The sequence below is a fragment of the Blastococcus sp. TF02-09 genome, from assembly GCF_003319105.1.
GTDB lineage: Bacteria > Actinomycetota > Actinomycetes > Mycobacteriales > Geodermatophilaceae > Blastococcus.
This window is the reverse complement of record NZ_QOHH01000005.1, coordinates 46,700-69,090: the sequence shown is the minus strand read 5'-3', so window position 1 is coordinate 69,090 and position 22,391 is coordinate 46,700. Positions and strand designations below refer to the sequence as shown.

22 protein-coding genes are annotated in these 22,391 nt (G+C 73.7%); 7 read left to right on the top strand and 15 right to left on the bottom strand.

Translation table 11 applies throughout. The annotated features are described in order from the left end of the window. Positions 1–29 precede the first annotated feature (29 nt). On the bottom strand, positions 30–512 hold the full coding sequence (locus DQ239_RS09210; RefSeq protein WP_091767428.1) for a CarD family transcriptional regulator: 483 nt from the start codon (positions 510–512) through the stop codon (positions 30–32). A 124-nt stretch (positions 513–636) separates the two neighbouring features. Here DQ239_RS09210 and DQ239_RS09205 point away from each other — a divergent pair, with 124 nt between their 5' ends. Continuing rightward, positions 637–1,491, top strand: a complete 855-nt coding sequence (locus DQ239_RS09205) for a UbiA family prenyltransferase (protein WP_113834122.1) — start codon at positions 637–639, stop codon at positions 1,489–1,491. Position 1,492: 1 nt separating this feature from the next. On the opposite strand, the gene DQ239_RS09200 is transcribed toward DQ239_RS09205, so the two are convergent. After that, complete coding sequence (locus DQ239_RS09200) at positions 1,493–3,058, bottom strand: cryptochrome/photolyase family protein (RefSeq protein WP_113834121.1); 1,566 nt, start codon at positions 3,056–3,058, stop codon at positions 1,493–1,495. A gap of 107 nt (positions 3,059–3,165) precedes the next feature. Between DQ239_RS09200 and DQ239_RS09195 the strand changes: the two genes are divergently transcribed. From DQ239_RS09195 to disA, 3 genes are all read left to right on the top strand, one after another. Continuing rightward, the gene (locus DQ239_RS09195; RefSeq protein ID WP_113834120.1) at positions 3,166–3,801 is read left to right on the top strand and encodes a copper chaperone PCu(A)C; all 636 of its coding nucleotides are present in this window, start codon (positions 3,166–3,168) and stop codon (positions 3,799–3,801) included. A 47-nt stretch (positions 3,802–3,848) separates the two neighbouring features. Next, complete coding sequence (radA, locus tag DQ239_RS09190) at positions 3,849–5,213, top strand: DNA repair protein RadA (RefSeq protein WP_113834119.1); 1,365 nt, start codon at positions 3,849–3,851, stop codon at positions 5,211–5,213. A gap of 106 nt (positions 5,214–5,319) precedes the next feature. After that, the gene (gene disA / locus DQ239_RS09185) at positions 5,320–6,405 is read left to right on the top strand and encodes a DNA integrity scanning diadenylate cyclase DisA (protein WP_113834118.1); all 1,086 of its coding nucleotides are present in this window, start codon (positions 5,320–5,322) and stop codon (positions 6,403–6,405) included. On the opposite strand, the gene DQ239_RS09180 is transcribed toward disA, so the two are convergent. Together DQ239_RS09180 and DQ239_RS09175 are read right to left on the bottom strand one after the other, a co-directional pair. After that, a complete protein-coding gene (locus tag DQ239_RS09180) occupies positions 6,396–6,845 on the bottom strand; it encodes a hypothetical protein (protein WP_113834117.1) in 450 nt (149 codons plus the stop codon). The two genes, disA and DQ239_RS09180, sit on opposite strands and share 10 nt — an antisense overlap. Beyond that, positions 6,842–7,543: a MucR family transcriptional regulator gene (locus tag DQ239_RS09175; protein ID WP_113834310.1), complete on the bottom strand. Its 702-nt coding sequence runs from the start codon at positions 7,541–7,543 to the stop codon at positions 6,842–6,844. The genes DQ239_RS09180 and DQ239_RS09175 overlap by 4 nt, the downstream gene beginning before the upstream one ends. A 76-nt stretch (positions 7,544–7,619) precedes the next feature. Between DQ239_RS09175 and DQ239_RS09170 the strand changes: the two genes are divergently transcribed. Then, entirely contained in the window at positions 7,620–8,525 is a 906-nt protein-coding gene (locus tag DQ239_RS09170; RefSeq protein ID WP_113834116.1) for an A/G-specific adenine glycosylase, read from the top strand. 124 nt (positions 8,526–8,649) lie between these two features. Here DQ239_RS09170 and DQ239_RS09165 read toward each other — a convergent pair whose 3' ends face one another. The 7 genes from DQ239_RS09165 to DQ239_RS09135 all read right to left on the bottom strand — a co-directional run bounded on the left by DQ239_RS09165 (position 8,650) and on the right by DQ239_RS09135 (position 16,707). Then, a complete protein-coding gene (locus tag DQ239_RS09165; protein ID WP_113834115.1) occupies positions 8,650–11,187 on the bottom strand; it encodes an ATP-dependent Clp protease ATP-binding subunit in 2,538 nt (845 codons plus the stop codon). A gap of 348 nt (positions 11,188–11,535) precedes the next feature. Continuing rightward, positions 11,536–11,886: an Lsr2 family protein gene (locus tag DQ239_RS09160; RefSeq protein WP_113834114.1), complete on the bottom strand. Its 351-nt coding sequence runs from the start codon at positions 11,884–11,886 to the stop codon at positions 11,536–11,538. A 158-nt stretch (positions 11,887–12,044) separates the two neighbouring features. After that, complete coding sequence (gene lysX / locus DQ239_RS09155) at positions 12,045–13,574, bottom strand: bifunctional lysylphosphatidylglycerol synthetase/lysine--tRNA ligase LysX (RefSeq protein WP_113834113.1); 1,530 nt, start codon at positions 13,572–13,574, stop codon at positions 12,045–12,047. Positions 13,575–13,599: 25 nt separating this feature from the next. Further along, complete coding sequence (locus tag DQ239_RS09150) at positions 13,600–14,388, bottom strand: type III pantothenate kinase (RefSeq protein WP_233488987.1); 789 nt, start codon at positions 14,386–14,388, stop codon at positions 13,600–13,602. Further along, positions 14,385–14,888 carry an aspartate 1-decarboxylase gene (panD, locus tag DQ239_RS09145; protein WP_304542492.1) on the bottom strand — a complete coding sequence of 168 codons (504 nt, stop codon included), beginning with the start codon at positions 14,886–14,888 and terminating at the stop codon, positions 14,385–14,387. Before panD ends, DQ239_RS09150 begins: the two co-directional genes overlap by 4 nt. 8 nt (positions 14,889–14,896) lie before the next feature. After that, on the bottom strand, positions 14,897–15,766 hold the full coding sequence (gene panC, locus DQ239_RS09140; protein WP_113834112.1) for a pantoate--beta-alanine ligase: 870 nt from the start codon (positions 15,764–15,766) through the stop codon (positions 14,897–14,899). After that, entirely contained in the window at positions 15,763–16,707 is a 945-nt protein-coding gene (locus tag DQ239_RS09135) for a DUF2520 domain-containing protein (RefSeq protein WP_113834111.1), read from the bottom strand. The genes panC and DQ239_RS09135 overlap by 4 nt, the downstream gene beginning before the upstream one ends. Before the next feature lie 279 nt (positions 16,708–16,986). Between DQ239_RS09135 and DQ239_RS09130 the strand changes: the two genes are divergently transcribed. Continuing rightward, on the top strand, positions 16,987–17,736 hold the full coding sequence (locus DQ239_RS09130; protein ID WP_113834110.1) for an SDR family oxidoreductase: 750 nt from the start codon (positions 16,987–16,989) through the stop codon (positions 17,734–17,736). Here DQ239_RS09130 and DQ239_RS20115 read toward each other — a convergent pair. Then, positions 17,733–19,118 carry a DUF6779 domain-containing protein gene (locus DQ239_RS20115; RefSeq protein WP_147252057.1) on the bottom strand — a complete coding sequence of 462 codons (1,386 nt, stop codon included), beginning with the start codon at positions 19,116–19,118 and terminating at the stop codon, positions 17,733–17,735. The genes DQ239_RS09130 and DQ239_RS20115 overlap by 4 nt on opposite strands. An 89-nt stretch (positions 19,119–19,207) precedes the next feature. Here DQ239_RS20115 and DQ239_RS09120 point away from each other — a divergent pair, with 89 nt between their 5' ends. Further along, positions 19,208–19,813 carry a DUF1684 domain-containing protein gene (locus tag DQ239_RS09120; protein ID WP_113834109.1) on the top strand — a complete coding sequence of 202 codons (606 nt, stop codon included), beginning with the start codon at positions 19,208–19,210 and terminating at the stop codon, positions 19,811–19,813. A 3-nt stretch (positions 19,814–19,816) separates the two neighbouring features. Here DQ239_RS09120 and DQ239_RS09115 read toward each other — a convergent pair whose 3' ends face one another. The 3 genes from DQ239_RS09115 to DQ239_RS09105 all read right to left on the bottom strand — a co-directional run bounded on the left by DQ239_RS09115 (position 19,817) and on the right by DQ239_RS09105 (position 22,388). Next, complete coding sequence (locus DQ239_RS09115) at positions 19,817–20,815, bottom strand: glycine betaine ABC transporter substrate-binding protein (RefSeq protein WP_113834108.1); 999 nt, start codon at positions 20,813–20,815, stop codon at positions 19,817–19,819. A gap of 140 nt (positions 20,816–20,955) precedes the next feature. Then, a complete protein-coding gene (locus DQ239_RS09110) occupies positions 20,956–21,684 on the bottom strand; it encodes an ABC transporter permease (protein ID WP_113834308.1) in 729 nt (242 codons plus the stop codon). Then, positions 21,681–22,388: an ABC transporter permease gene (locus DQ239_RS09105; protein ID WP_233488985.1), complete on the bottom strand. Its 708-nt coding sequence runs from the start codon at positions 22,386–22,388 to the stop codon at positions 21,681–21,683. The genes DQ239_RS09110 and DQ239_RS09105 overlap by 4 nt, the downstream gene beginning before the upstream one ends. Positions 22,389–22,391: the final 3 nt, after the last annotated feature.

Below are 22,391 nucleotides of genomic sequence, written 5' to 3'. Positions count from 1 at the left end.
GATGTCTCGAGCGCTCAGGGAGACGCCGTTCAGCTGGCGAGGACCTCGTCGAGGAGGATCTCGGCCTTGTCCTCGTTGGTGCCCTCGGCGAGCGCGAGCTCGCTGACCAGGATCTGCCGGGCCTTGGAGAGCATGCGCTTCTCCCCGGCCGACAGACCGCGGTCCTTGTCCCGACGCCAGAGGTCGCGGACGACCTCGGCGACCTTGTTCACGTCACCGGAGGCCAGCTTCTCGAGGTTGGCCTTGTAGCGCCGCGACCAGTTGGTCGGCTCCTCGGTGTGCGGGGCGCGGAGCACCTCGAACACCTTGTTGAGGCCCTCCTGGCCCACGACGTCGCGAACACCGACGATCTCTGCGTTGTCCGCGGGGACGCGGACGGTGAGGTCGCCCTGGGCGACCTTGAGCACCAGGTATGCCTTCTCGACGCCCTTGATGGTGCGCTGCTCGATCGCCTCGATCAGTGCGGCACCGTGATGCGGATAGACGACGGTCTCGCCGACAGTGAAGCCCATGTGAATGTGACCCCTTTCGCTGTCCCCAGACTACCACGGCAGACTGACCCACCGGACCCGACGGCCGCCGCAAAGGCGCAGGTCAGAAGGCAGGTCCGTCCTCCGACGAGGGGTTGACACAGGCATGGCCGATGTGCGTGCACCGGGCCCGCGGACGGGTCTCGTCCCCGCCCTGGTGCGCGCCAGCCACCCCGGGCCGGCGATCGCGGTGACCGTCGTCGGCACGCTGCTGGCCGTCGCGGCCGGCGCCGGCCCCGGGCGCACCGCGCTGGTCTGCGCGGCCGTTCTCGCAGGTCAGCTGTCCATCGGGTGGAGCAACGACTGGCTGGACGCCGACCGGGACCGCGCCGTCGCGCGCCCGGACAAGCCCGTGGTGCAGGGGGCGGTCGAGCCACGGCTGCTGCGCACCGCGGCGCTCGGGAGCCTCGCGGCCGCCGTCGCCCTCTCCCTCCTGCTCGGAGTGGTGCCGGGGCTGCTCCTGCTGGTCCTGGTGGCCAGCGGATGGGCCTACAACGCCGGCCTGAAGCGCACCGCGGCCTCCGGGGTGCCCTACGTGACCGGCTTCGGGGCGCTGCCCGCGGGTGTGGTCGCCGCCGCCCCCGGCACGCCCGCGGCGCCGTGGTGGCTGGTCGCCGCCGGCGGCGCACTGGGTGCCGCCGCGCACCTGGCCAACGTGGCTCCCGACATCGAGGACGACCTCGCCACGGGGGTGCGCGGCCTGCCGCACCGGCTGGGCCCGGTCCCCTCGGCGATCACCTGCGCCGTGCTGCTGCTGGGCGCCTCGCTCGTGCTGGTCCTGGGCCCCGGCGGGCCGCCCACCCCAGCAGGCTGGACCGGCCTGGTCGTCGCCGCCCCCGCGGCCGTCGTCGCCGCCCTGGCCGGCAGCTCCCGGGCCCGGCGGCTGGCCTTCCCTGCGGTGATGCTGCTGACCGTGCTGGACGTCGTCCTGCTGCTGACCAGCGGCGCCGGCGTGACATAGCTCAGAGCGGATCGGTGCCGCGCTGCTGCTCCTGCTCGACGACGGCGGACAGGTCCCCGAGCCGGTCGAGCCCCTGCAGCGGGCGGCGCATGCGGTGGTTGCCGGCCAGCCGCTCGCGGGTGCGGTCGAGGAAGGCCCAGTAGCCCGCGGTGTACGGGCAGGCGTCGTCGCCGAGCCGTTTCCGGGGGTCGTAGCGGCAGCCGCCGCAGTAGTCGCTCATCCGGTCGATGTAGGCACCGCCGGAGGCGTAGGGCTTGGTGGCCAGCACCCCGCCGTCGGCATGCTGGCTCATGCCGACGACGTTGGCGACCATCACCCACTCGTAGCCGTCGACGAAGCTCTCGTGGAACCAGTCGGTCATCGCCGACGGGTCGATCCCGCGCTGCAGCGCGTAGTTGCCGAGCACCATCAGCCGCGGGATGTGGTGCACCCAGCCGTCCCGGCGCAAGTCGCCGAGGACGTCGGACAGGCAGGCCGCGTCGACGGCGCCGTCGTCCAGGTCGGCGAGCCAGGCGGGCACCTCCGCGTGCGCCCCGAGGTGGTTGCGCGCGCGGAAGTCCCGGCCGAGGTGCCAGTACATGTGCCAGATGTAGTCCCGCCAGCCCATCACCTGCCGGACGAAGCCCTCGACGCTGTTGAGCGGCAGCAGCTCGCCGGCCGCCGCGCGGTCGCGGGCGCTCCGCTCGGCCGCGACGACCACCTCCAGCGGGTCGAGCAGCCCGAGGTTGAGCGCCGGGGAGATCAGCGAGTGCGCCAGCCACCGGTCGCCGGCCAGCATCGCGTCCTCGTGCGGGCCGAACGCGCCCAGCCGGTGCTCGAGGAAGTCCTCCAGCCGGCGCAGCGCCTCGGCCCGCGTGACCGGGAACAGCCGCGGTCCATCGTCCCCGACGAAGGAGACCAGCCCCTCGGCCTCCCACCGGTCGAGGTCGTCGCGGACCTCGGCGTCGATGTCGTCCTCCTCCGGCCACCACGGCTCGGGCACGCCGATCCGGCCGTCGGCCGGCGGGGGCTCGCGGTTCTCCTCGTCCAGGTTCCACCGGCCGCCCACCGGCTCGGCGCCGTTCATCAGGACGTCGTGGCGCCGCCGAGAGTCGCGGTAGAAGTCCTCCATCAGCAGGCGCCGCCTCCCCCGGCCGTCGGCCCAGCCGGCGAACTCCGCGTGGGTGGTCACGAACCCGCGCGCGTCCAGCACCTCCAGGCCCGGCCGGCGCAGCACGAAGTCGCGGCTGCGCCAGGACGTCGGGGCGCACACGCTCAGCGGCTCCCGGACCCGGTCGAGCGCCTCGGCGTAGGTACCGACCTGGCGGAACTCGGCCTGGTCACCCAGCTCGGCGGCGCGGTGCCGCAGCGCGGACAGGACGAGGTGCGCCTTCTGGCGGTGGAAGCGCCGGCGGGCGAGGACGGCTCGCGACTCGATCAGCAGCACCGGCTGGTCGGGCCGGTCCAGGAAGTGCGGTCCGAGCTGGTCGGCGAAGCACCACCGCCGGGTCGCCGGCGCGGAGGACGGGAAGTCGGCGAGGGCCGGGTCGGGTCGTGCACCGCCCCCTGCTGCGCCCGACGCCACCACTGGCCTCACCTCCCGGCGATCATCGTGGGGGGACCGATAGTCTGAGCGCGACTCGGTCCCGATCCCGGGAACCGCTACCCCCGAACACCGTGTGGAGGTCGACGGCCGTGACCCGCGCTCTGCGCGCCGCTCTCGTGGGCGTTGCTCTGTTCTCCCCCGTCGCACTGTCCGCGTGCAGCGCCGGCCAGGTCACGCAGACCGGGACGCAGGAGCGCGACAAGGTCGGGGCCATGGCCCAGGTGGGCGACATCACCCTGCGCCAGGTCGAGCTCGCCTACCCGCGGTCGGGCAGCTACGACGCCGGTGACGACGCCGAGCTCACCATGGCGGTCGTGAACACCGGTGAGGAGGCCGACACCCTCGTCTCGGTCGAGGGCGAGGGCTTCTCCTCCGCCGAGATCTCCGGCACCTCCGCCGACGTCAACACCGCCGGCAGCCCGGCCGGGCGAGCCCCGGTGGCGACCGCCGAGGAGATCGAGATCGCCCCGGACACCACCGTGTTCGTCGGCTCCGGGGACGCCGAGGTCACCCTGACCGACCTGGACGAGGAACTCACGGTCGGGCAGCACCTCACCCTCCTGCTCACCTTCGAGAACGCCGGCGAGGTCGAGGTCGCGGCCACCGTCAGCACCCCGGACCGCGAGGAGGAGCGCGAGGAGGGCTTCGACTTCCACCAGGAGGAAGGCGAGGGCACCGAGGGGGCCGAGGACATCGCGCGCGAGCGGGAGTCCGCCGAGGACTGAAGAAGGACCGCCCGAGGATTGTCGGTGGCCGCAGTTTGCGTCGCCGCGTGCCGCCCGCTGGAGTGAAGTCCGCCCGTCCCGCCCACCGCTGCACCGAGTGCGGCTACGCCTCGGCCAAGTGGGTCGGGCGCTGCCCCGAGTGCCAGGCCTGGGGGACGATCGCCGAGGTCGGCACGACCGGCCCGGGCCTGCGTGCGGTCTCCGCCGGCCCGGTCACCGCACCCGCCCGGCCGATCGCCGAGGTGGAGCTGGCCGGTGCCCGCGCCGTGCCCACCGGCATCGGGGAGTTCGACCGGGTGCTCGGCGGGGGCCTGGTGCCCGGTGCCGTGCTGCTGGTCGCCGGCGAACCGGGCGTGGGCAAGTCCACCCTGCTCCTCGAGGTGGCCCACCGGGTGGCCGCGACCAACGGCCCCGCACTGGTGGTCTCGGGCGAGGAGTCCGCCGGCCAGGTCCGGCTGCGGGCGGAGCGGATCGGTGCGCTGCACGAGCGGCTGTTCCTCGCCGCCGAGACGGAGCTGTCCGCCGTCCTCTCCCACGTCGAGCAGGTGAACCCCACCCTGCTCGTCCTCGACAGCGTCCAGACGGTCCGCTCCCCCGGCGACGGCACGGACGGCGGCGCGACCCAGGTCCGCGCGGTGGCCAGCGCGCTGACCGCCGTCGCCAAGAGCCGGGGCATGACCACGATCCTGGTCGGCCACGTCACCAAGGACGGCGCCATCGCCGGGCCGCGCACCCTCGAGCACCTGGTCGACGTGGTCGTCTCCTTCGACGGCGAGCGCCACTCCACCCTCCGGCTGGTCCGGGCGACGAAGAACCGGTTCGGGCCGGCCGACGAGATCGGCTGCTTCGAGATCGGCGACGGCGGCGTCGTCGGCGTCCCCGACCCCTCGGCGCTGTTCGTGTCCCGCCGCGCCGCCCCGGTCCCGGGCAGCTGTGTCACGGTCACGATGGAGGGCAGCCGGGCGCTGCTGGCCGAGGTGCAGGCACTGGTCGCCAGCTCCTCGGGGGGCGGCTCCCCGCGGCGGGCCGTGAGCGGGCTGGACGGCCAGCGGGTGGCGATGGTCAACGCCGTCGTCGAGCGGCGCGGCCGGGTCAAGCTCGCCGACGCCGACGTGTTCGCCGCCTCGGTCGGCGGTGTGCGCATCGGCGAGCCCGCTGCCGACCTCGCGCTGGCGCTCGCCATCGCGTCGGCCGCGCACGACCGCGCGCTGCCGGCCGGGATGATCGCCCTGGGCGAGGTCGGGCTGTCCGGGGAGATCCGCCGGGTGGGCGGTACCGGCCGGCGCCTGGCGGAGGCCGCCCGGCAGGGCTACACCGTCGCGCTCGTGCCCGAGGACGCCGGGCCGCCGCCACCGGGCATGCGCCTGGTGGAGGTCCCCGACCTCGGGTCGGCCTTCCAGCGGCTTTTCTGACCCCACCCCGTTCCGCATCTGCGATGCTGGCCGGACAGGACCCCGATGCCCGGAGGACGGGACACGTAGACTCGAAACCCGTACCACTCGACCGTCAGGAGCGCTCGTGCCCGCCGTTGAGGACCCCGAGGTCGCCCTGCGCGAACTCCTCGGCCGGATCGCTCCGGGTACCGCGCTGCGTGACGGTCTGGAGCGCATCCTCGCCGGGCGGACCGGGGCGCTGATCGTCCTCGGCTACGACCGCACCGTCGAGGGGCTGTGCACCGGCGGGTTCGCCCTCGACGTCGCCCTGTCGGCCACCCGGCTGCGCGAGCTGGCCAAGATGGACGGCGCGGTCATCGTCTCCTACGACGGCACCCGCATCGTGCGCGCCGGCGTGCACCTGATGCCCGACCCGACGGTCCCCACCGAGGAGTCGGGCACGCGGCACCGCACCGCCGAGCGGGTCGCCATCCAGACCGGCTTCCCGGTGATCTCGGTCAGCCAGTCGATGCACATCATCAGCGTCTACGTGGCCGGGCGCCGCTACACCCTGGAGCACCCGACCACGATCCTGGCCCGCGCCAACCAGGCCCTCGCGGCCCTGGAGCGGTACAAGCTGCGGCTCGACGAGGTGGCCAGCACCCTCTCGGCACTGGAGATCGAGGACCTGGTCACGGTCCGCGACGCGATGAGCGTCAGCCAGCGCCTGGAGATGGTCCGCCGGATCGCCGACGAGATCGAGGGGTTCGTCGTCGAGCTCGGCACCGACGGCCGGCTGCTCGCCCTCCAGCTGGACGAGATGCTCGCCGGCGTCGAGGAGGACCGCGGCCTGCTCGTCCGCGACTACCTGCCTGACGGCGGCCGGCGGGTGCGCACGATCGACCAGGTCCTCACCGACCTGCGCGCGCTGACCGCGACCGAGCTGCTCGACCTGTCGGCCGTGGCCCGCTGCTACGGCCTGCCCACCTCGCCCGATGCGCTCGACTCGCCCGTGAGCCCACGCGGGTACCGGTTGCTCAACCGGGTGCCGCGGCTGCCATCGGGGATCATCGACCGGCTGGTCGACCACTTCGGCGGGCTGCAGAAGCTGCTGGCGGCCACCATCGAGGACCTGCTGGCCGTCGAGGGCGTGGGCGAGGCCCGGGCCCGCGGCATCCGCGAGGGGCTGTCCCGCCTCGCCGAGACCTCGATCCTGGACCGCTACAGCTGAGCCGCCGGCGCGGGCCGCCACGGCGTCGCGAGCACCAGCATCCCGACGTACGACACGGCCAGCGCCGTCCCCAGCAGGGCGCGGACGACGTCCACCCACGCTCCGTCGGCGCCCAGCAGTTCCTGGCCGATGAAGCGGAACACGACCCCCACGCAGTAGACCGCGATCGCCGTCTCGGACCAAGCGCGCGCCCGGACCACTGCCGGGTCGTCGGACACGCCCGGTACCGACCAGGCGCGGCGCAGGAACACCGGTGCCAGCAGGCCGGCGACGACCGCAGCGAGCAGCAGGATCGTCGCGGCCGGCCACGGGTCCTCCCGCGGCGGGAGCCGGCTGAGCACCCCTGCACCGGCCGCCGCGACGGCGCCCCAGCCCAGCACCAGGCCGGTGCGCCGCCATGCCACGACGCTGCGCGCGCTCGCGGCGTCCTCGTCGGTCATGTGAGGGTGAACGGCGCGTCCGGGGAGCTCTTGGTGTCCAGCCGTCCCCGGACGGCGTAGGCCCCGGGGGGCGGCGGGGTGCGCTCGGCGGCGCAGCCGGGCGTGCTGGCCAGCCCGCCCCACAGCACGGGGAAGACGACCACCTCACCGGCGGCGAGGGTGCGCACGTCGGCGCCGGACTCCGGGAAGCAGTCGTTGCTGCCCCACACCCGGGCTCCGTCGCCGTCGAGCATGATCAGCTCCTGCACCCCCTTGCCGAGGTCGCGCACGCACGACACGGTCGCGGCGTTGACCACCACCAGCTCGAACACCGGCTTGCTGCCCACGGCGGCCGAACCCGGCGTCCGCACCTCGATGGTCAGCATCTCGTCGGTGCACGGACCTCCGGCCACCGGTGCGGGTGCCGGCAGCTCCGCGGCCGCGCTCTCCGCCGCGGCCGACAGCTCTTCGGGGGCCGGCGGCGGCACGGGCGTCCGCACCGCGCTCAGCGACGGCACGACCTGCGCCAGGGCCGGGGTGCGGGGGGAGGCGGCGGTGCGCTCCGCGACGGCGTCCCCGTCCGAGCCGCCCCGGACGCTGGAGACCAGTGCCACGGTGCCCCAGGCGCCGGCACCCACCACGACGAGGAGCACCGCCAGCACGACCAGCCGGCGGCGCCAGTAGACGCGCGCCCGCAGCGGACCGACCGGGTGCAGCACGGGCACGACGCTAGCCCGGGCCCCCCCGGCGCCCGACCCGGCACGCCGCTCCCCCGGGACGGCACACTGGACCCCCGTGACCAGCCTTCCCACCCGTCCCGCCCGGGAGCCGGGACCGGAGAGCGGCGACGCGATCGTCGACTGGTTCGCGACCGCCGCCCGCGACCTGCCGTGGCGCCGTCCCGGCGTGGACGCCTGGGCGGTGCTGGTCAGCGAGGTGATGCTGCAGCAGACCCCCGTGGCCCGCGTGGAGCCGGTCTGGCGCGAGTGGCTGGCCCGCTGGCCCACGCCGTCCTCACTGGCGGCGGCCAGCCCGGCGGAGGTGATCCGCGCCTGGGGCAAGCTCGGCTACCCCCGCCGCGCGCTGCGCCTGCGCGAGGCCGCCGCGGCGATCGCCCAGCGGCACGGCGACGTCGTCCCGGCGTCGGTGCCGGAGCTCGAGGCGCTGCCGGGCATCGGCACCTACACGGCCCGGGCAGTGGCCTGCTTCGGCTACGGCCAGCGGCAGCCGGTGGTGGACACCAACGTGCGGCGCGTGGTCGCCCGGCTGGTCCACGGCCGCGCGGAGGCTGCGAACGCCCGCGCCTCGGACCTCGTCGACATCGCCGCCCTCACGCCCGAGGACGACGACCGCGCGGTCCGGTTCTCCGTGGCGATCATGGAGCTGGGAGCCCTGGTGTGCGTCGCGGCCACCCCGCGGTGCGGCGCCTGCCCGGTGCGCGACCGCTGCGCCTGGCGCCTGGCCGGCTCTCCCGCGCGCGAGGGGCCGGCCCGGCGGGTGCAGAAGTTCGCCGGCACCGACCGGCAGGTGCGCGGTCGGCTCCTCGACGTCCTCCGCGGGGCGTCCGGCCCGGTGGACGCCGCAGCGCTCGAGCCGGCCTGGGACGACGCCGTGCAGCGCTCCCGCTGCCTGGACTCGCTGCTGACCGACGGGCTGGTCGAGCAGACCGAGGACGGCCTGTTCACCCTCCCGCGGGGTTGATCATCGGCAGCTGGTCGTCCGGCCCGCCGTCGTGGGCAGCCGACCGGCGATGATCAACAGCTGAGGACGCGGAAAGGCCCCTCCGCTCGGGGAGCGGAGGGGCCTTCCTGCGTCGTACGGGGTGTTACTCGCCGGCTGCCGCCGACCCGTCCTCGTCGCCCTCGGCGCCCGAGAGGGCCACCGGCGGGGTGTCGGGCAGGTCGACCGGCTTGGCCTCGCCGCGGAAGGTGAACTTCTGCAGCGGACCCTCGGCGTCGTCGACGTCCACCACGATGATCTGACCGGCGGCCAGCTCGCCGTAGAGGATCTTCTCCGACAGCGCGTCCTCGATCTCGCGCTGGATGGTCCGGCGCAGCGGCCGGGCACCCAGGACGGGGTCGAAGCCACGCGAGGCCAGCAGCTGCTTGGCCGCGGGCGTGATCTCCAGCGCCATGTCCTTGTTCGCCAGCTGCGACTCCACGCGGGCGACCATCAGGTCGACGATCTGGATGATCTCGTTCTCGGTGAGCTGGTGGAACACCACGATGTCATCGATGCGGTTGAGGAACTCCGGCCGGAAGTGCTGCTTGAGCTCTTCGTTGACCTTGAGCTTCATCCGCTCGTAGTTGCTCGTGGTGTCGTTACCGGCCTGGAATCCGAGACCGACGGCCTTCGAGATGTCCCGCGTACCGAGGTTGGTCGTGAGGATCAGGATCGTGTTCTTGAAGTCCACGATCCGGCCCTGACCATCGGTGAGCCGGCCGTCCTCGAGAACCTGCAGCAGCGTGTTGAACACATCTGCGTGCGCCTTCTCGATCTCGTCGAAGAGGACCACCGAGAACGGCTTGCGCCGCACCTTCTCGGTGAGCTGGCCTCCTTCGTCGTAACCGACGTAACCGGGAGGAGCACCGACCAGGCGCGACACGGTGAACTTGTCGTGGAACTCACCCATGTCGATCTGGATCAGTGCGTCGTCCTCGCCGAAGAGGAACTGCGCGAGCGCCTTGGCCAGCTCGGTCTTACCGACACCCGAGGGGCCGGCGAAGATGAACGAGCCGCCGGGACGGCGCGGGTCCTTGAGGCCCGCCCGCGTGCGCCGGATGGCCTGGCTGACGCTCTTGATGGCCTCTTCCTGGCCGATGATCCGCTTGTGGAGCTCGTCCTCCATGCGGAGCAGCCGGGAGGTCTCCTCCTCGGTCAGCTTGAAGACGGGGATGCCGGTCCAGTTGGCCAGCACCTCGGCGATCTGCTCGTCGTCGACCTCGGCGACGACGTCCATGTCGCCGGCCTTCCACTGCTTCTCGCGCTCGGCCTTCTCGGCGAGGAGGGTCTTCTCCTTGTCGCGCAGCGACGCCGCCTTCTCGAAGTCCTGCGCGTCGATCGCCGACTCCTTCTCGCGGCGCACGGCCGCGATCTTGTCGTCGAACTCGCGCAGGTCCGGCGGAGCGGTCATCCGCTTGATCCGCATCCGGGCGCCCGCCTCGTCGATCAGGTCGATCGCCTTGTCGGGCAGGAAGCGGTCGGAGATGTACCGGTCGGCCAGCGTCGCGGCGGCCACGAGGGCGCTGTCGGTGATGCTGATCCGGTGGTGCGCCTCGTAGCGGTCGCGCAGGCCCTTCAGGATCTCCACGGTGTGGGCGAGGGTCGGCTCGCTGACCTGGATGGGCTGGAAGCGGCGCTCGAGCGCGGCGTCCTTCTCCAGGTGCTTGCGGTACTCGTCCAGCGTGGTGGCGCCGATGGTCTGCAGCTCGCCCCGGGCCAGCATCGGCTTGAGGATGCTGGCGGCGTCGATCGCGCCCTCGGCGGCACCGGCACCGACGAGGGTGTGGATCTCGTCGATGAACAGGATGATGTCGCCGCGGGTGCGGATCTCCTTGAGGACCTTCTTGAGCCGCTCCTCGAAGTCACCGCGGTAGCGGGAACCGGCGACGAGGGCACCGAGGTCCAGGGTGTAGAGCTGCTTGTCCTTCAGCGTCTCGGGCACCTCGCCCTTGACGATGGCCTGCGCCAGGCCCTCGACCGCGGCGGTCTTGCCGACGCCGGGCTCGCCGATGAGGACGGGGTTGTTCTTGGTGCGGCGGGACAGCACCTGCATGACCCGCTCGATCTCCTTGGCCCGCCCGATGACCGGGTCGAGCTTCTGGTCGCGCGCGGCCTGGGTCAGGTTGCGGCCGAACTGGTCGAGGACCAGCGAGGTCGACGGGGTGCCCTCGGCGGGGCCACCGGCGGCGGCCGGCTCCTTGCCCTGGTAGCCCGAGAGCAGCTGGATGACCTGCTGACGGACGCGGTTGAGGTCGGCGCCGAGCTTCACCAGGACCTGGGCGGCGACGCCCTCGCCCTCGCGGATCAGGCCGAGCAGGATGTGCTCGGTGCCGATGTAGTTGTGGCCGAGCTGCAGGGCCTCGCGGAGCGAGAGCTCCAGGACCTTCTTCGCCCGCGGGGTGAAGGGGATGTGACCGGACGGCGCCTGCTGGCCCTGCCCGATGATCTCCTCGACCTGCTGGCGGACGCCCTCGAGCGAGATGCCGAGGGACTCCAGTGCCTTGGCGGCGACACCCTCACCCTCGTGGATCAGGCCCAGGAGGATGTGCTCGGTGCCGATGTAGTTGTGGTTGAGCATCCGGGCCTCTTCTTGGGCCAGGACGACGACGCGGCGGGCTCGGTCGGTGAACCGTTCGAACATCTGCTGCTTCTCCTTCGACCGGCTGGTCCGGCACTGTCCTTCCCTGTTCTGGGGAAGGAGCACCCGACATCCGTCGGCGCTGGGGGGCACCGGTCATTCCACTGTAGTCGCGAACCACGCCGTCCCGTCGTCACGCGACGGGCGCGGTGGATGGCTGCCCGGTGCAACGGGTGCCCCTCCCGGGCTGTTCCGTCGCCGTTACGCCGTCAGCGGACGCCGGCGCGGCGCCCCGGGTACGACGAAGGCCCGGCCCCCCGCCGGGGAACCGGGCCTTCGACAAGTCGTTCACGGCCCCGTCCAGAGGCTCACCCCGAGCGTGCGAGGGGTGAGGAGGACGGGGTCCTTACTTCAGTGAGCGCCTTCGTAGGCCTCGACGACGCTGGCCGGGATGCGGCCGCGGTCGCTGACCTGGTGGCCGTTCTTGCGGGCCCAGTCGCGGATCGCGCCGGCCTGCTCGCGGTCCATGCGGCCGCCACCCGTGGCCCGGGAACGCCCCCCACCGGAGGCGCCACGGCTGCCGCGACCCACCTTGCGGGCGGCCGACACGTAGCGCGCGAACGTGTCGCGCAGTTCCTTGGCGTTCTTCTCGGCGAGATCGATCTCGTACGACGTGCCGTCGAGCGAGAAGCTCACGGTCTCGTCGGCGGGGAGGTTCTCGTCGAGGTCGTCACTGAGGATGACCTGTACCTTGCGCGCCATTTCCTGTTCCTCGCTCCTGTTTTCCCAGCCCCGTGTTCGGTCAGCTGCGTCACCGAAGGCGACGTGGCCATTACATCACACCGTCCGACCATTCGATGCAACCAATGTCGACACCCCCTGAATAGGGGGTGTGCAGAAACGGGGGATTCTCGGAATTCTCAGGAACTCAGCGGCCGGACGAGCGGGAAGAGAATCGTCTCGCGAACACCGAGTCCGGTGAGCGTCATCATGAGCCGGTCCAGCCCCATGCCCATACCGCCGGTCGGCGGCATTCCGTACTCGAGCGCCTCGAGGAAGTCCTCGTCCAGCGCCATGGCCTCGGGGTCGCCCGCGGCGGCGAGGAGCGCCTGGGCCGTGAAGCGCTCGCGCTGCACCACCGGGTCGACCAGCTCGGAGTAGGCGGTCGCCCGCTCCACTCCTCCGATGTAGAGGTCCCACTTCTCCGCCAGGCCCGGCGTCGTCCGGTGCGCGCGGGTGAGCGGCGAGGTGTCCACCGGGTAGTCGATGACGAACGTCGGCGCCTGGAGAGAGTCCTGCACCAGGGCCTCGAAGATCTCCTCGACCACCTTGCCGGGCACCCAGTTGGGGTCGACGCCGACGCCGTGGCGCTCGGCGATCGCGCGCAGCGTCTCGATCGGCGTCTGCGGGGTGATGTCCTCACCGACCGCCTCCGACACCGCCGTGTACAGGGGGACCTGCGGCCACTCCCCCGACAGGTCCACCTCGGTGCCGTCGTGGTGCCGGGCGACGTGGTCGCCGAACAGGGCGACGGAGGCGTCCTGGATCAGCTCGCGGGTGAGGGTGGCCATCACCTGGTAGTCGGCGTAGGCCTGGTACGCCTCGAGCATCGCGAACTCCGGGGAGTGCGTGCTGTCGGCGCCCTCGTTGCGGAAGTTCCGGTTGATCTCGAACACCCGGTCCAGCCCACCGACGATGGCCCGCTTGAGGAACAGCTCGGGTGCGATGCGCAGGTACAGGTCGAGGTCGAAGGCGTTCATGTGCGTGCGGAACGGCCGGGCGGACGCGCCGCCATGCACGGTCTGCAGCATCGGGGTCTCGACCTCGAGGTAGCCGCGCGCGGTCAGCCCGGCGCGCAGCGAGGCCATGACCGTGGCGCGCTGGCGCACCGTGCGGCGGGCCTCGTCGCGCACGATGAGGTCCACGTAGCGACGGCGGACCCGCAGCTCCTCGCTCATCGGCTTGTGCGCCACCGGGAGCGGGCGCAGCGCCTTGGCGGTCAGCTGCCAGGAGTCGGCGAAGACCGAGAGCTCGCCGCGCCGCGACGTCCCGACCTCGCCGGTGACCAGCACGTGGTCGCCGAGGTCGACGTCGGCCTTCCACGCGGCCAGGGACTCCTCGCCGACCCGGTCGCGGGAGAGCATGACCTGCAGCTCGGCGTCGCCCTCGCGCAGCGTCGCGAAGCACAGCTTGCCGGTGTTGCGCGCGAAGATCACCCGCCCGGTGACGCCGACCCGCTCGCCGGTCATGGTGTCCGGCTCGAGGTCGGGGTGGGCGGCACGGACCGCGGCCAGCGTCGTCGTCCGCGGGACGGTCACCGGGTAGGGATCGATCCCGGACTCGCGGAGGCGGTCGAGCTTGGCGCGGCGGACCCGCATCTGCTCGGGCAGCTCGTCGACGCCGCCGTCGGTCTCGTCGGGCTCGGAGGGGCCGTGGGGTCCGTCGGTCACGGGGTCCGAGCCTACGGGGAGGCGCCTACCGGCTGTGCTGCCGCTCGAAGGCCAGGCGCAGACCGTGCACGGTCAGGTCCGGCTCGCGCTCGGAGATCGTCCGGCAGTTGTCGGCCATCAGCGGCGCCAGCCCCCCGGTCGCGACGACGACCGGCGCGGTGCCGAACTGGGCGACGAGCTCGGCGGCGATCCGGCCGACCAGTCCGTCCACCAGGCCGGCGAACCCGAGCACGAGCCCGGACTGCAGCGCGGCGACGGTGTTCTTGCCGATGGCGTGCGCGGGCACGGTGAGCTCGACGGAGCGCAGCTGCGCGGCCCGGGAGGCCAGGGCGTCGTGGCTGACCTCGACCCCGGGGGCGAGCGCACCGCCCAGGAACTGCCCGTCGGGCCCCACGGCGTCGACGTTGGTGGAGGTGCCGAAGTCGACCACCACGACCGGCCGGCCGGAGCCGTCGGGCCGGCGGCCGAACATCTCGTGCGCGGCCAGCGCGGTGACCACGCGATCGGCCCCCACCTCGCGGGGGTTGTCGACGTGCAGCGGGACGCCGGTGCGCACTCCCGGGCCGATGAGGACCACCGGCACCTCGAGGGAGTCCAGCAGCTGGCGCAGCGCGGGCAGGAGCGCCGGCACCGCCGAGCAGACGGCCACGCCGGTGACCGTCGTGTCGCGGAGCAGGCCCCGCCACAGCATGCGCAGCTCGTCGGCCGTCGCCTTGGGCGCGGTGGTGACCCGCCAGCAGTCCCGGCGCCGCGGGCCGTCGAACGTGGCGAGGACGGTCTGGCTGTTGCCGACGTCGACCGTCAGCAGCGTCACCGGACGGGCATGCCCAGGTCGCTGCGCCGCTGCGGAAGGACCTCGTCCTCCCCTCCGCTCGCAAGCTCGCGAGGGGACCCGGGACGAGGCCGACTGCCAGTTGAGAGCGGGCTCCGCTCATGATCTTCCGCGCCCGGGACGGGGGCCGAGGGGTCGCCCCCGAGCTCGACGATCCGGTTGTCGGCGTCGACGTGGACGACGGTCGGGATGTAGCTCTTGGCCTCGGTCTCGTCCATCAGGCCGTAGCTGATCAGGATGACCAGGTCGCCGGGGTGCACCAGGTGCGCGGCGGCGCCGTTGATGCCAATGACGCCGGTGCCGCGCTCGCCGGGGATGACGTAGGTCTCCAGGCGGGCGCCGTTGGTGATGTCGACGATCGCGACCTGTTCGCCGGCGATGAGGTCGGCGGCGTCGAGGAGGTCCTCGTCGACGGTCACCGAGCCCACGTAGTGCAGGTCGGCCTGGGTGACCGTCGCGCGGTGGATCTTGGACTTGAGCATCGTGCGCATCATCGGGGCTCTCCCGTGGGCGTGGTCGGGTGGGCGAGTGTGATCGGGGCGTTGTCGAGGAGTCGGGTGCTGCCGGCGCGGACGGCGACCAGCAGGCGGGCGGGCCCGGCGGCGGGCGCCGGCCCCAGATCGGTATCGGTGAGTTCCAGGTAGTCCTGGAGCAGGTCGGGGCGGCCGTCGAGCACGGAGCGGGCGGCGGCCAGCACCGCATCGGCCCCCTGCGGTCCGGCCGCGGCGCCGGCACGCAGGGCGGCGGAGATCGCCGCGGCCGCGGCCCGCTGCTCCGGGTCGAGGTAGCGGTTGCGGCTGGACAGCGCCAGGCCGTCGTCCTCGCGGACGGTCGGGACGCCGACCACCTCGACGGGCAGCGCGAGCTCGCGGGCCATCGCCCGGACGAGGGTCAGCTGCTGGTAGTCCTTCTCCCCGAACAGCGCGACGTCGGGGCGGACCAGGCCGAACAGCTTGGCGACGACGGTCAGCACGCCGGCGAAGTGCCCCGGCCGGACGGCGCCTTCGAGGACAGAGCCCAGCGGGCCCGGGTCGACGGTCACCCCCACCGCACGCGGCGGGTAGACCTCGTCGACCGGCGGGTGGAAGACGACGTCGGCGCCCTCCTCCGCGAGCGCGGCGAGGTCGGCGTCCCAGGTGCGGGGGTACCGGTCGAAGTCCTCACCGGGCCCGAACTGGGTCGGGTTGACGAACACCGAGACGACGACGGTGGCCGCGCGCTCGCGGGCCGCGCGGACCAGCGTGCGGTGGCCCTCGTGCAGCGCACCCATGGTGGGCACCAGCGCGACCGGGCCGGGCAGGTCGGCGAGGACCTTCCGGAGGTCGGCGGCGGTGTCGGCGACGACCGGGCCGCCGGTCACAGCGAGCCCGCCTCGTCGCGGCTGGTGGCCAGCAGGTCCAGCAGCGGTGCACCTTCGTGCCGCTTCAGCCGCCCGGCGTCCAGGGCGCGCTCGGTGGTCCGGCGGGCCATCGCGACGTAGGCGGCCACCGACGCCGGCGCCCGCTCGGCGAGGGTCTCCAGGTGACGGCCGACGGTGCCGACGTCCCCGCGGCTCACCGGGCCGGTGAGGCCCCGGTCGCCGCGGCGCAGGCCGTTGTCCAGGGCGGCGGTGAGCAGCGGGGTGAGGATGCGGCCGGGCTCGGCGACGCCGGCGGTGCGCAGCAGGTCCGCGGCCTCCGCGACGAGGGTGACCAGGTGGTTGGCGCCGGTGACCAGCGCCGCGTGGTACAGCGTGCGGTCGGCCTCGGCGACGAAGAACGGCTCGCCGCCCATCTCCAGCACGAGGGTCTCGGCGACCGCCCGGTACGCCGGGGAGCTGGTCACCCCGAAGGGGCAGCCCACGAGGCGGTCGGCGTCCTCGGGTGCCCCGGTGAACGTCATGGCCGGGTGCAGCGCGAGCGGCAGGACACCGGCCCGCTCGGCCGGCGCCAGCACGGCCAGCCCGTGCGCACCGGAGGTGTGGAAGGTGAGCTGGCCGGCCCGCCAGGCGCCGGTCTCGGCCAGCCCCGCGACCAGTCCGGCCAGCGTGTCGTCCGGCACGGCGAGCACCACCAGGTCGGCTGCGGCGACCACCTGGTCGGCGGGCAGCAGGGGCACGCCCGGGAGCAGGCGGGCGGCGCGCTCGGCGGAGGCCGCGGAGAGGCCCGAGGCGGCGACGACGTCGTGACCTGCGGCGGAGAGTGCGGCGCCGAGGACGGCACCGACACGGCCGGCGCCGATGATCCCCACGCGCAGGCGGGCGGGCGCATCGGCGGCGACGGGGAGTCCGGCAGCGCGGACGGTCCTGCGGGCAGCAGGCATGGAGGGCACCTCTCGTTCCAGTCCCTGACGGGTACCGGACGTCGGTTCTCGGCTACCGGGTCGGGAGCCGGGGCGTGCGGGTCGTGCCGGTGGTGCGACGTGCTCCTGCTGCAACCGTCGGGTGTCGCGCAGGGAGAACGCCGAGGGCGAGTGTGGAACTCCCCCGACCGCCGTGCAACGCGCCGGCCGTGTGGCATGCCTCACCCGAGGTATGTGCCGACCGCGGGATAACCGCCCCTACCGTGACCGGGAACACCCCCGACATCGACAGGAGACGGCGTGGACAGCTTCGAGGGACGGACCGCACTGGTGACCGGCGGCAGCCGTGGGATCGGCCTCGGCATCGCCGAGAGCCTGGTGAAGCGGGGCGCCAAGGTGGTGCTGACGGCGCGGAAGCCCGAGGCGCTCGCCGAGGCGGTGGAGTCGCTGGGCGGCCCCGACGTCGCGGTCGCCGTCGCGGGCAACGCCGGCGACGCCGAGCACCGCGCCGAAGCGGTGCGCACCGCCGTGGAGACCTTCGGCAGCCTGGACGTGCTGGTCGGCAACGTCGGCATCAACCCGGTCTACGGGCCGATGATGGACCTCGACCTCGGCGCGTTCCGCAAGATCCTCGACACCAACGTCGTCTCCGCGCTGGACCTGGTCCAGCAGGCCTGGCGGGCCTGGATGTCCGAGCACGGCGGCTCGGTGCTGTTCGTGGCCTCGGTGGCCGGCCTGCGCTCCTCGCCGATGATCGGCGGCTACGGCGTGAGCAAGGCGGCCCTCATCAACCTGACGACGCAGCTCGCCGTGGAGATGGGCCCGAAGGTCCGGGTCAACGCCGTGGCGCCGGCCGTGGTGAAGACCCGCTTCGCCGAGGCGCTGTACGAGGGCCGCGAGGAGGAGGTCGCCGCCGGCTACCCGGCAGGCCGGCTCGGCGTCCCGGAGGACATCGGCGAGGCAGCGGCCTACCTGCTGGGCGACGGCGCCGGCTGGGTCACCGGCCAGACGCTGGTCCTCGACGGCGGGTCGGGCTCGCGCGGCCGCTAGTCCCGGCCGAGCACGCGGGAGAGGACGTCGTCGGACTCGTCGTCCTCCCGGTAGCGGCGGCGCCGACGGCCACCCGCCGCGGGGCTCACGCCGTTCTCGGCCAGGATCTCGGCCAGCCGGTCCCCGGTGGCCGGCGAGGCGGCGGGCGGGGGCGGCGGCGAGGGCGGCACGGCGGCCGGCGGGACCGGGGGCACCTCGGGCAGCGCGACCCGGTAGCCGCCGCGGTCCTCGATGCGGGTCCGCGGCGTCGGGCTCGGGCGCTCCGTCGTCCGAGCCTCCGCCGCGGGCACCGCAGGCGCCTCGGCGTTGTCCCCCCGGCGGCGGCGCGGCGCGGTCTGCGGCGGTTCCGGGGACGGCTCCCGGGACGGCGGGGCGACGGGGGCGTCCAGCAGCTCCCGGGCCACGAGCCAGTCCAGCGGGGACGGCGGCGGGGTGGGCGGCGGATCGGCTGGGGCAGGACCCGGCGCTGTGCCCGCCGGCGACGGGGGCGGCTCGAGGCGCGAGGGCTGAGGGCCGGTGAACGTCGTCGTCGGGGGCGCCGGCGGGGTCCACGACGCCGACGTGTGGGTCTCCCGCGGCTGGGGCGAAGGGCGGACGTCGGCCCGCTCCACCCGCACCTGCTCGACCTGGCGGGTTTCGCGGGGCTCGTCCAGGCGCACCGCCGGCCAGCCACCGGTGAGCTCGCGGGGCGTCTCGTCGTTCCAGACCGCGTCCAGGGTCCGGGTCGGCTCCCCCGGCACCCGGCTGGCCTGGGTGCGCATGACGATCCGCTCGATGAGCATCTCCGACGACAGCTGCTCGGTCAGCTCGGCGCGCAGCCGCCCCATGTCGTCGCGCAGGCCGTTCAGCTGGCCGAGCTCCTGGCGCAGCGACCCGAGCGCGGCGAGGTCCTCGCGCATCGCGGTCACGCGGGCCACCTCGTCGCGCAGCGTGGCCAGCGCCGCGATGTCGGAGCCCAGTGCCGCGACGCCGGCCACCTGCTCGCGCAGATCCGCCAGCGCGGCGAGCTCCGTGCGCAGGGCGTCGAGCTCCTCGCGCATGCCCTGCTCGGACTCGCGGCGCAGCTCGTTCTCCAGCTCCAGCTCGTACTCGCGCCGGGCGGCCACCTCGAGGTCGAGCTCGTGCTCGTAGGTACGGCGCAGCTGCGCCTCGCGGGCCGCGGCGGCTGCGCGGTCGCCGCCGCGGCGGCCCGCGGCGAAGGTCGCGAGCACGAACGCCCAAGCAACGGCGACGACGGCGACGCGGAGGTGCTGCGGGTTGTCGGTGAGGAACACCGCCAGGGTCGCGGCGGCGGCCAGCAGGAAGCCCGCCCCGGTCAGGAGGGAGCGCCGCGCGGGGACGTCGGGGCCGCCGGCGACGTCGTCGTCCTGGCGGCGGGGCATGCACCTAGCGTAGCCGCGCACAACCCCGTTGCTCATCCTCCGGCGGCGGTCATGCTTCTCGCGTTGCGCCCGGCTGCCACAGTGGGCCGGTGACCCTGACCCTGCTCGACTGGCGCCGCCGCACCGCCGCCCTGTACTCCGCCGCCCGCTCGGCGACCGACCCCGAGGCGGGCTGGCGGACGTGGCGGGACGGACGCGACGACCTGTTTGCCGGCCACCCCGACTCCCCGCTGGACGCGGCCGCGCGCGAGACGTTCCGCGGACTGCCGTTCGCGCCCTACGACCCCGCCCTGCGGTTCGAGCCCGTGCTGGAGCCGGCGGGGCCGGCGCGGCTGGAGGTGCCCACGGCCGCCGACGGGACCGTACCGCTGGAGCGGATCGGCGCCGTGACCCTGCCCGGCCTGGGCCGGCTGGACGTGTGGTGGGTCGCCCTCTACGGCGGCGGGGTGTTCCTGCCACTGCGCGACGGGACCGCTGGGCTCGGCACCTACGGCGGCGGCCGCTACCTGCTCGACACCGTCAAGGGCGCCGACCTCGGCGGCGGGGACGGCCGGCTGGTGGTCGACCTCAACCTCGCCTACCACCCGTCCTGCGCCTACGACCCGCGCTGGTCGTGCCCGCTGGCGCCCGAGGGCAACCGGCTCGAGGCGCCGGTCGCCGCCGGGGAGCAGGTGCCCCCCGGCGGCTGGTATTGACGCTCAGCCCTGCGCGAGGGCACCGTCGGAGCTGAACACCAGGCCGATCGAGACCTCGCCCTGCTGGATGGCGGCCTTGGTCAGCGGGCCGCCGGCGTCGTACTCCTGGAAGGAGTCGAACTCCAGCCCGTAGGTGTCCTCCAGCCCCGGCTGGCAGGCGGCGCGCGTCGGGCACTCGCCGGGCCCACCGAGGCTGAGCGAGCCGTCGCCGCACGCGTCGGCCAGCTCGGAGAGGGTGCTGACGCCGAGCTCGTCGGCGAACTCCTGGGTCACGGCGAAGGCGTTCTGGTCGGCGGCCTCGGCGGGCTCCCCGACCACCAGTCCGTAGCCCTCGGCCAGCGGCGTCAGCGCCTGGACCGTCTCGTCGACGTCGCCGGAGGCGACCTCCGTGTCCTCGTTGCCCTCGATGAACTCGGTGAGGGTCGCGAGGTACTCGGGGAAGGCCTGGATCTCGCCGCGCTGCAGCGCCGGCAGGTACAGCTCGCGGTTGCCGACCGTCTGCACGCTGGCGTCGAAGCCGGCCGCGGTGAGCACGTCGGCGTACACGTTCGCCAGCACCTGGGACTCGGTGAAGTCCGCGGCGCCGACGACGACCGCCCCGCTGCCGCCGCTGACCCCGGAGCCGAGGTCCTGCTCCTCGACGTAGGCCGACGCCACGTCCTCGGCCGGCTGGCGCTCGACGTCGACGGCGGCGTTCATCTCGATGAGGTCGTCGGTGGTGAGCACCTCGGAGACCGCGTTCAGCGTCTCCAGCAGCGCCGGGTTCGCCGCCGCGGCGTCGGCGTTGACCGCCGGGATGATGTTGTCCGCGTTCTGGAGCTGCTTGTCGTCCTCGAGGACGACGAGCTGGTCGCCCGCGACGGGCGCGCAGGCCTCGCCCGACGCCTGGGTGCTGTCGCCCTCGTCACCGCCCCCGGTGCCGGAGGAGCCGGACTCCCCGCAGGCCGTCGCCACCAGGGCAGCGAGGGCGAGGGGGAGGAGGAACGTGGTACGCGCGCGCATGCAGCCCGCCTTCTGTGTCCCGTGGTCTCTCTTCTGGACCACGCGTGTCTGGCGGGAGGACTCCCGCGTCCTCATCGAACTCTGCCGATCGGTGGTGCGCAATGCGTATGCGCGCCCGTCACCGAGTCGTGATCACCGGCTCAGAGCGGGACCCCCGCCGCCGTCGGTTCCGGCACCGGCGAGGCCCGCCGGGCGGTGAGGAACGGCAGCCGCTTCTGGCCCGGGGTCAGCGCCCACGACACCGCGACCAGCGCCACCTCGGTCAGCACGGCGAGGGCGGCCACGAGGATCGCCCCCGCGACGACGGCGCCGTAGTCCTGCTGGCGGAAGCCCAGCGTGATGATCCGGCCGAGCCCGCCGCCGGCCACGAGCGCGGCGAGGGTCGCCGTGGCGACCACCTGCACCGCCGCCGTCCGCACACCGGTCATGAGCAACGGCATCGCCAGCGGCAGCTCCACCCGCGTGGCCACCTGCCGCTCCGAGAAGCCCATGGCACGGGAGGCCTCGACGACGTCCCGGTCCACGCCGCGGAACCCGACGTAGGTGTTGGTCAGCATCGGCGGGACGGCGAAGACCGCGAGCGCGATCGTCGTCGCCGTGGGCCCGAAGCCGATGGGGGTGACCGCGAAGACGGTGAGCAGCGCCAGCGTCGGGACGGCGCGCGAGACGTTGGACAGCGCCACGGTGAACCCGCCGCCGCGCCCGGTGTGCCCGAGCAGCATGCCCACCGGGACGGCCACCACCATGGCCGCGAGCACCGCGAGCGCGGAGATCCGCAGGTGCTCGACGAGCAGGTCGAGGATGCCGTCCCGGCGGGTCCAGTTGAACGGGTCGTTGAGGTAGCGCAGAGCATCGCCGAGCCGGTTCACGCCCGCACCCCCCGTGCCCACGGCGTGAGCAGCCGTTCGATCCCGGACAGGAGCAGGTCGGCGAACAGGGCGAGGAGCACGCAGCCCAGGGCGCCGGTGACGATCTGCGCCCGGTAGAAGTTCGCGGCGAACCCTCCGGTGATGAGCTGCCCCAGCCCGCCGTGGCCGACGATCACCCCGACGGTGACCAGCGCGACGGTGGACACGGTCGCCACCCGGATGCCCGCCATGAACGCCGGCAGGGACAGCGGCAGGTCGACCTGCCAGAACAGCCGGGTCGGGCCGTAACCCATCCCGCGCGCGGCCTCGCGGACCTCGGCGGGCACCGCCTGGAGCCCGGCGAGGAAGTTCCGCACCAGGATCACCAGCGAGTAGAGCACCAGGCCGATCAGCACCGTCGTCGTGGTCAGCCCGGTGACCGGTGCGACGAAGGCGAACATGGCCAGGGAGGGGATCGTGTAGATCAGCGTCGAGGACACCAGGACCGGCCCGGCCAGCCACCGGCTGCGGCGGGCCAGCACGGCCAGCGGCAGGGCGATCAGCGCACCGAGGACGACCGCGCCCACCGTCAACCGGACGTGCTCGCCGAGGAGACGCAGGATGGACTCGCGGTTGTCGGTCACGTAGGAAAGGTCGAACCACGGATTCGGGGCTGCGTCCGCCGCCAGCACCGCACCGTCCACCGCGTTCAGCATCGAGCGCATGTC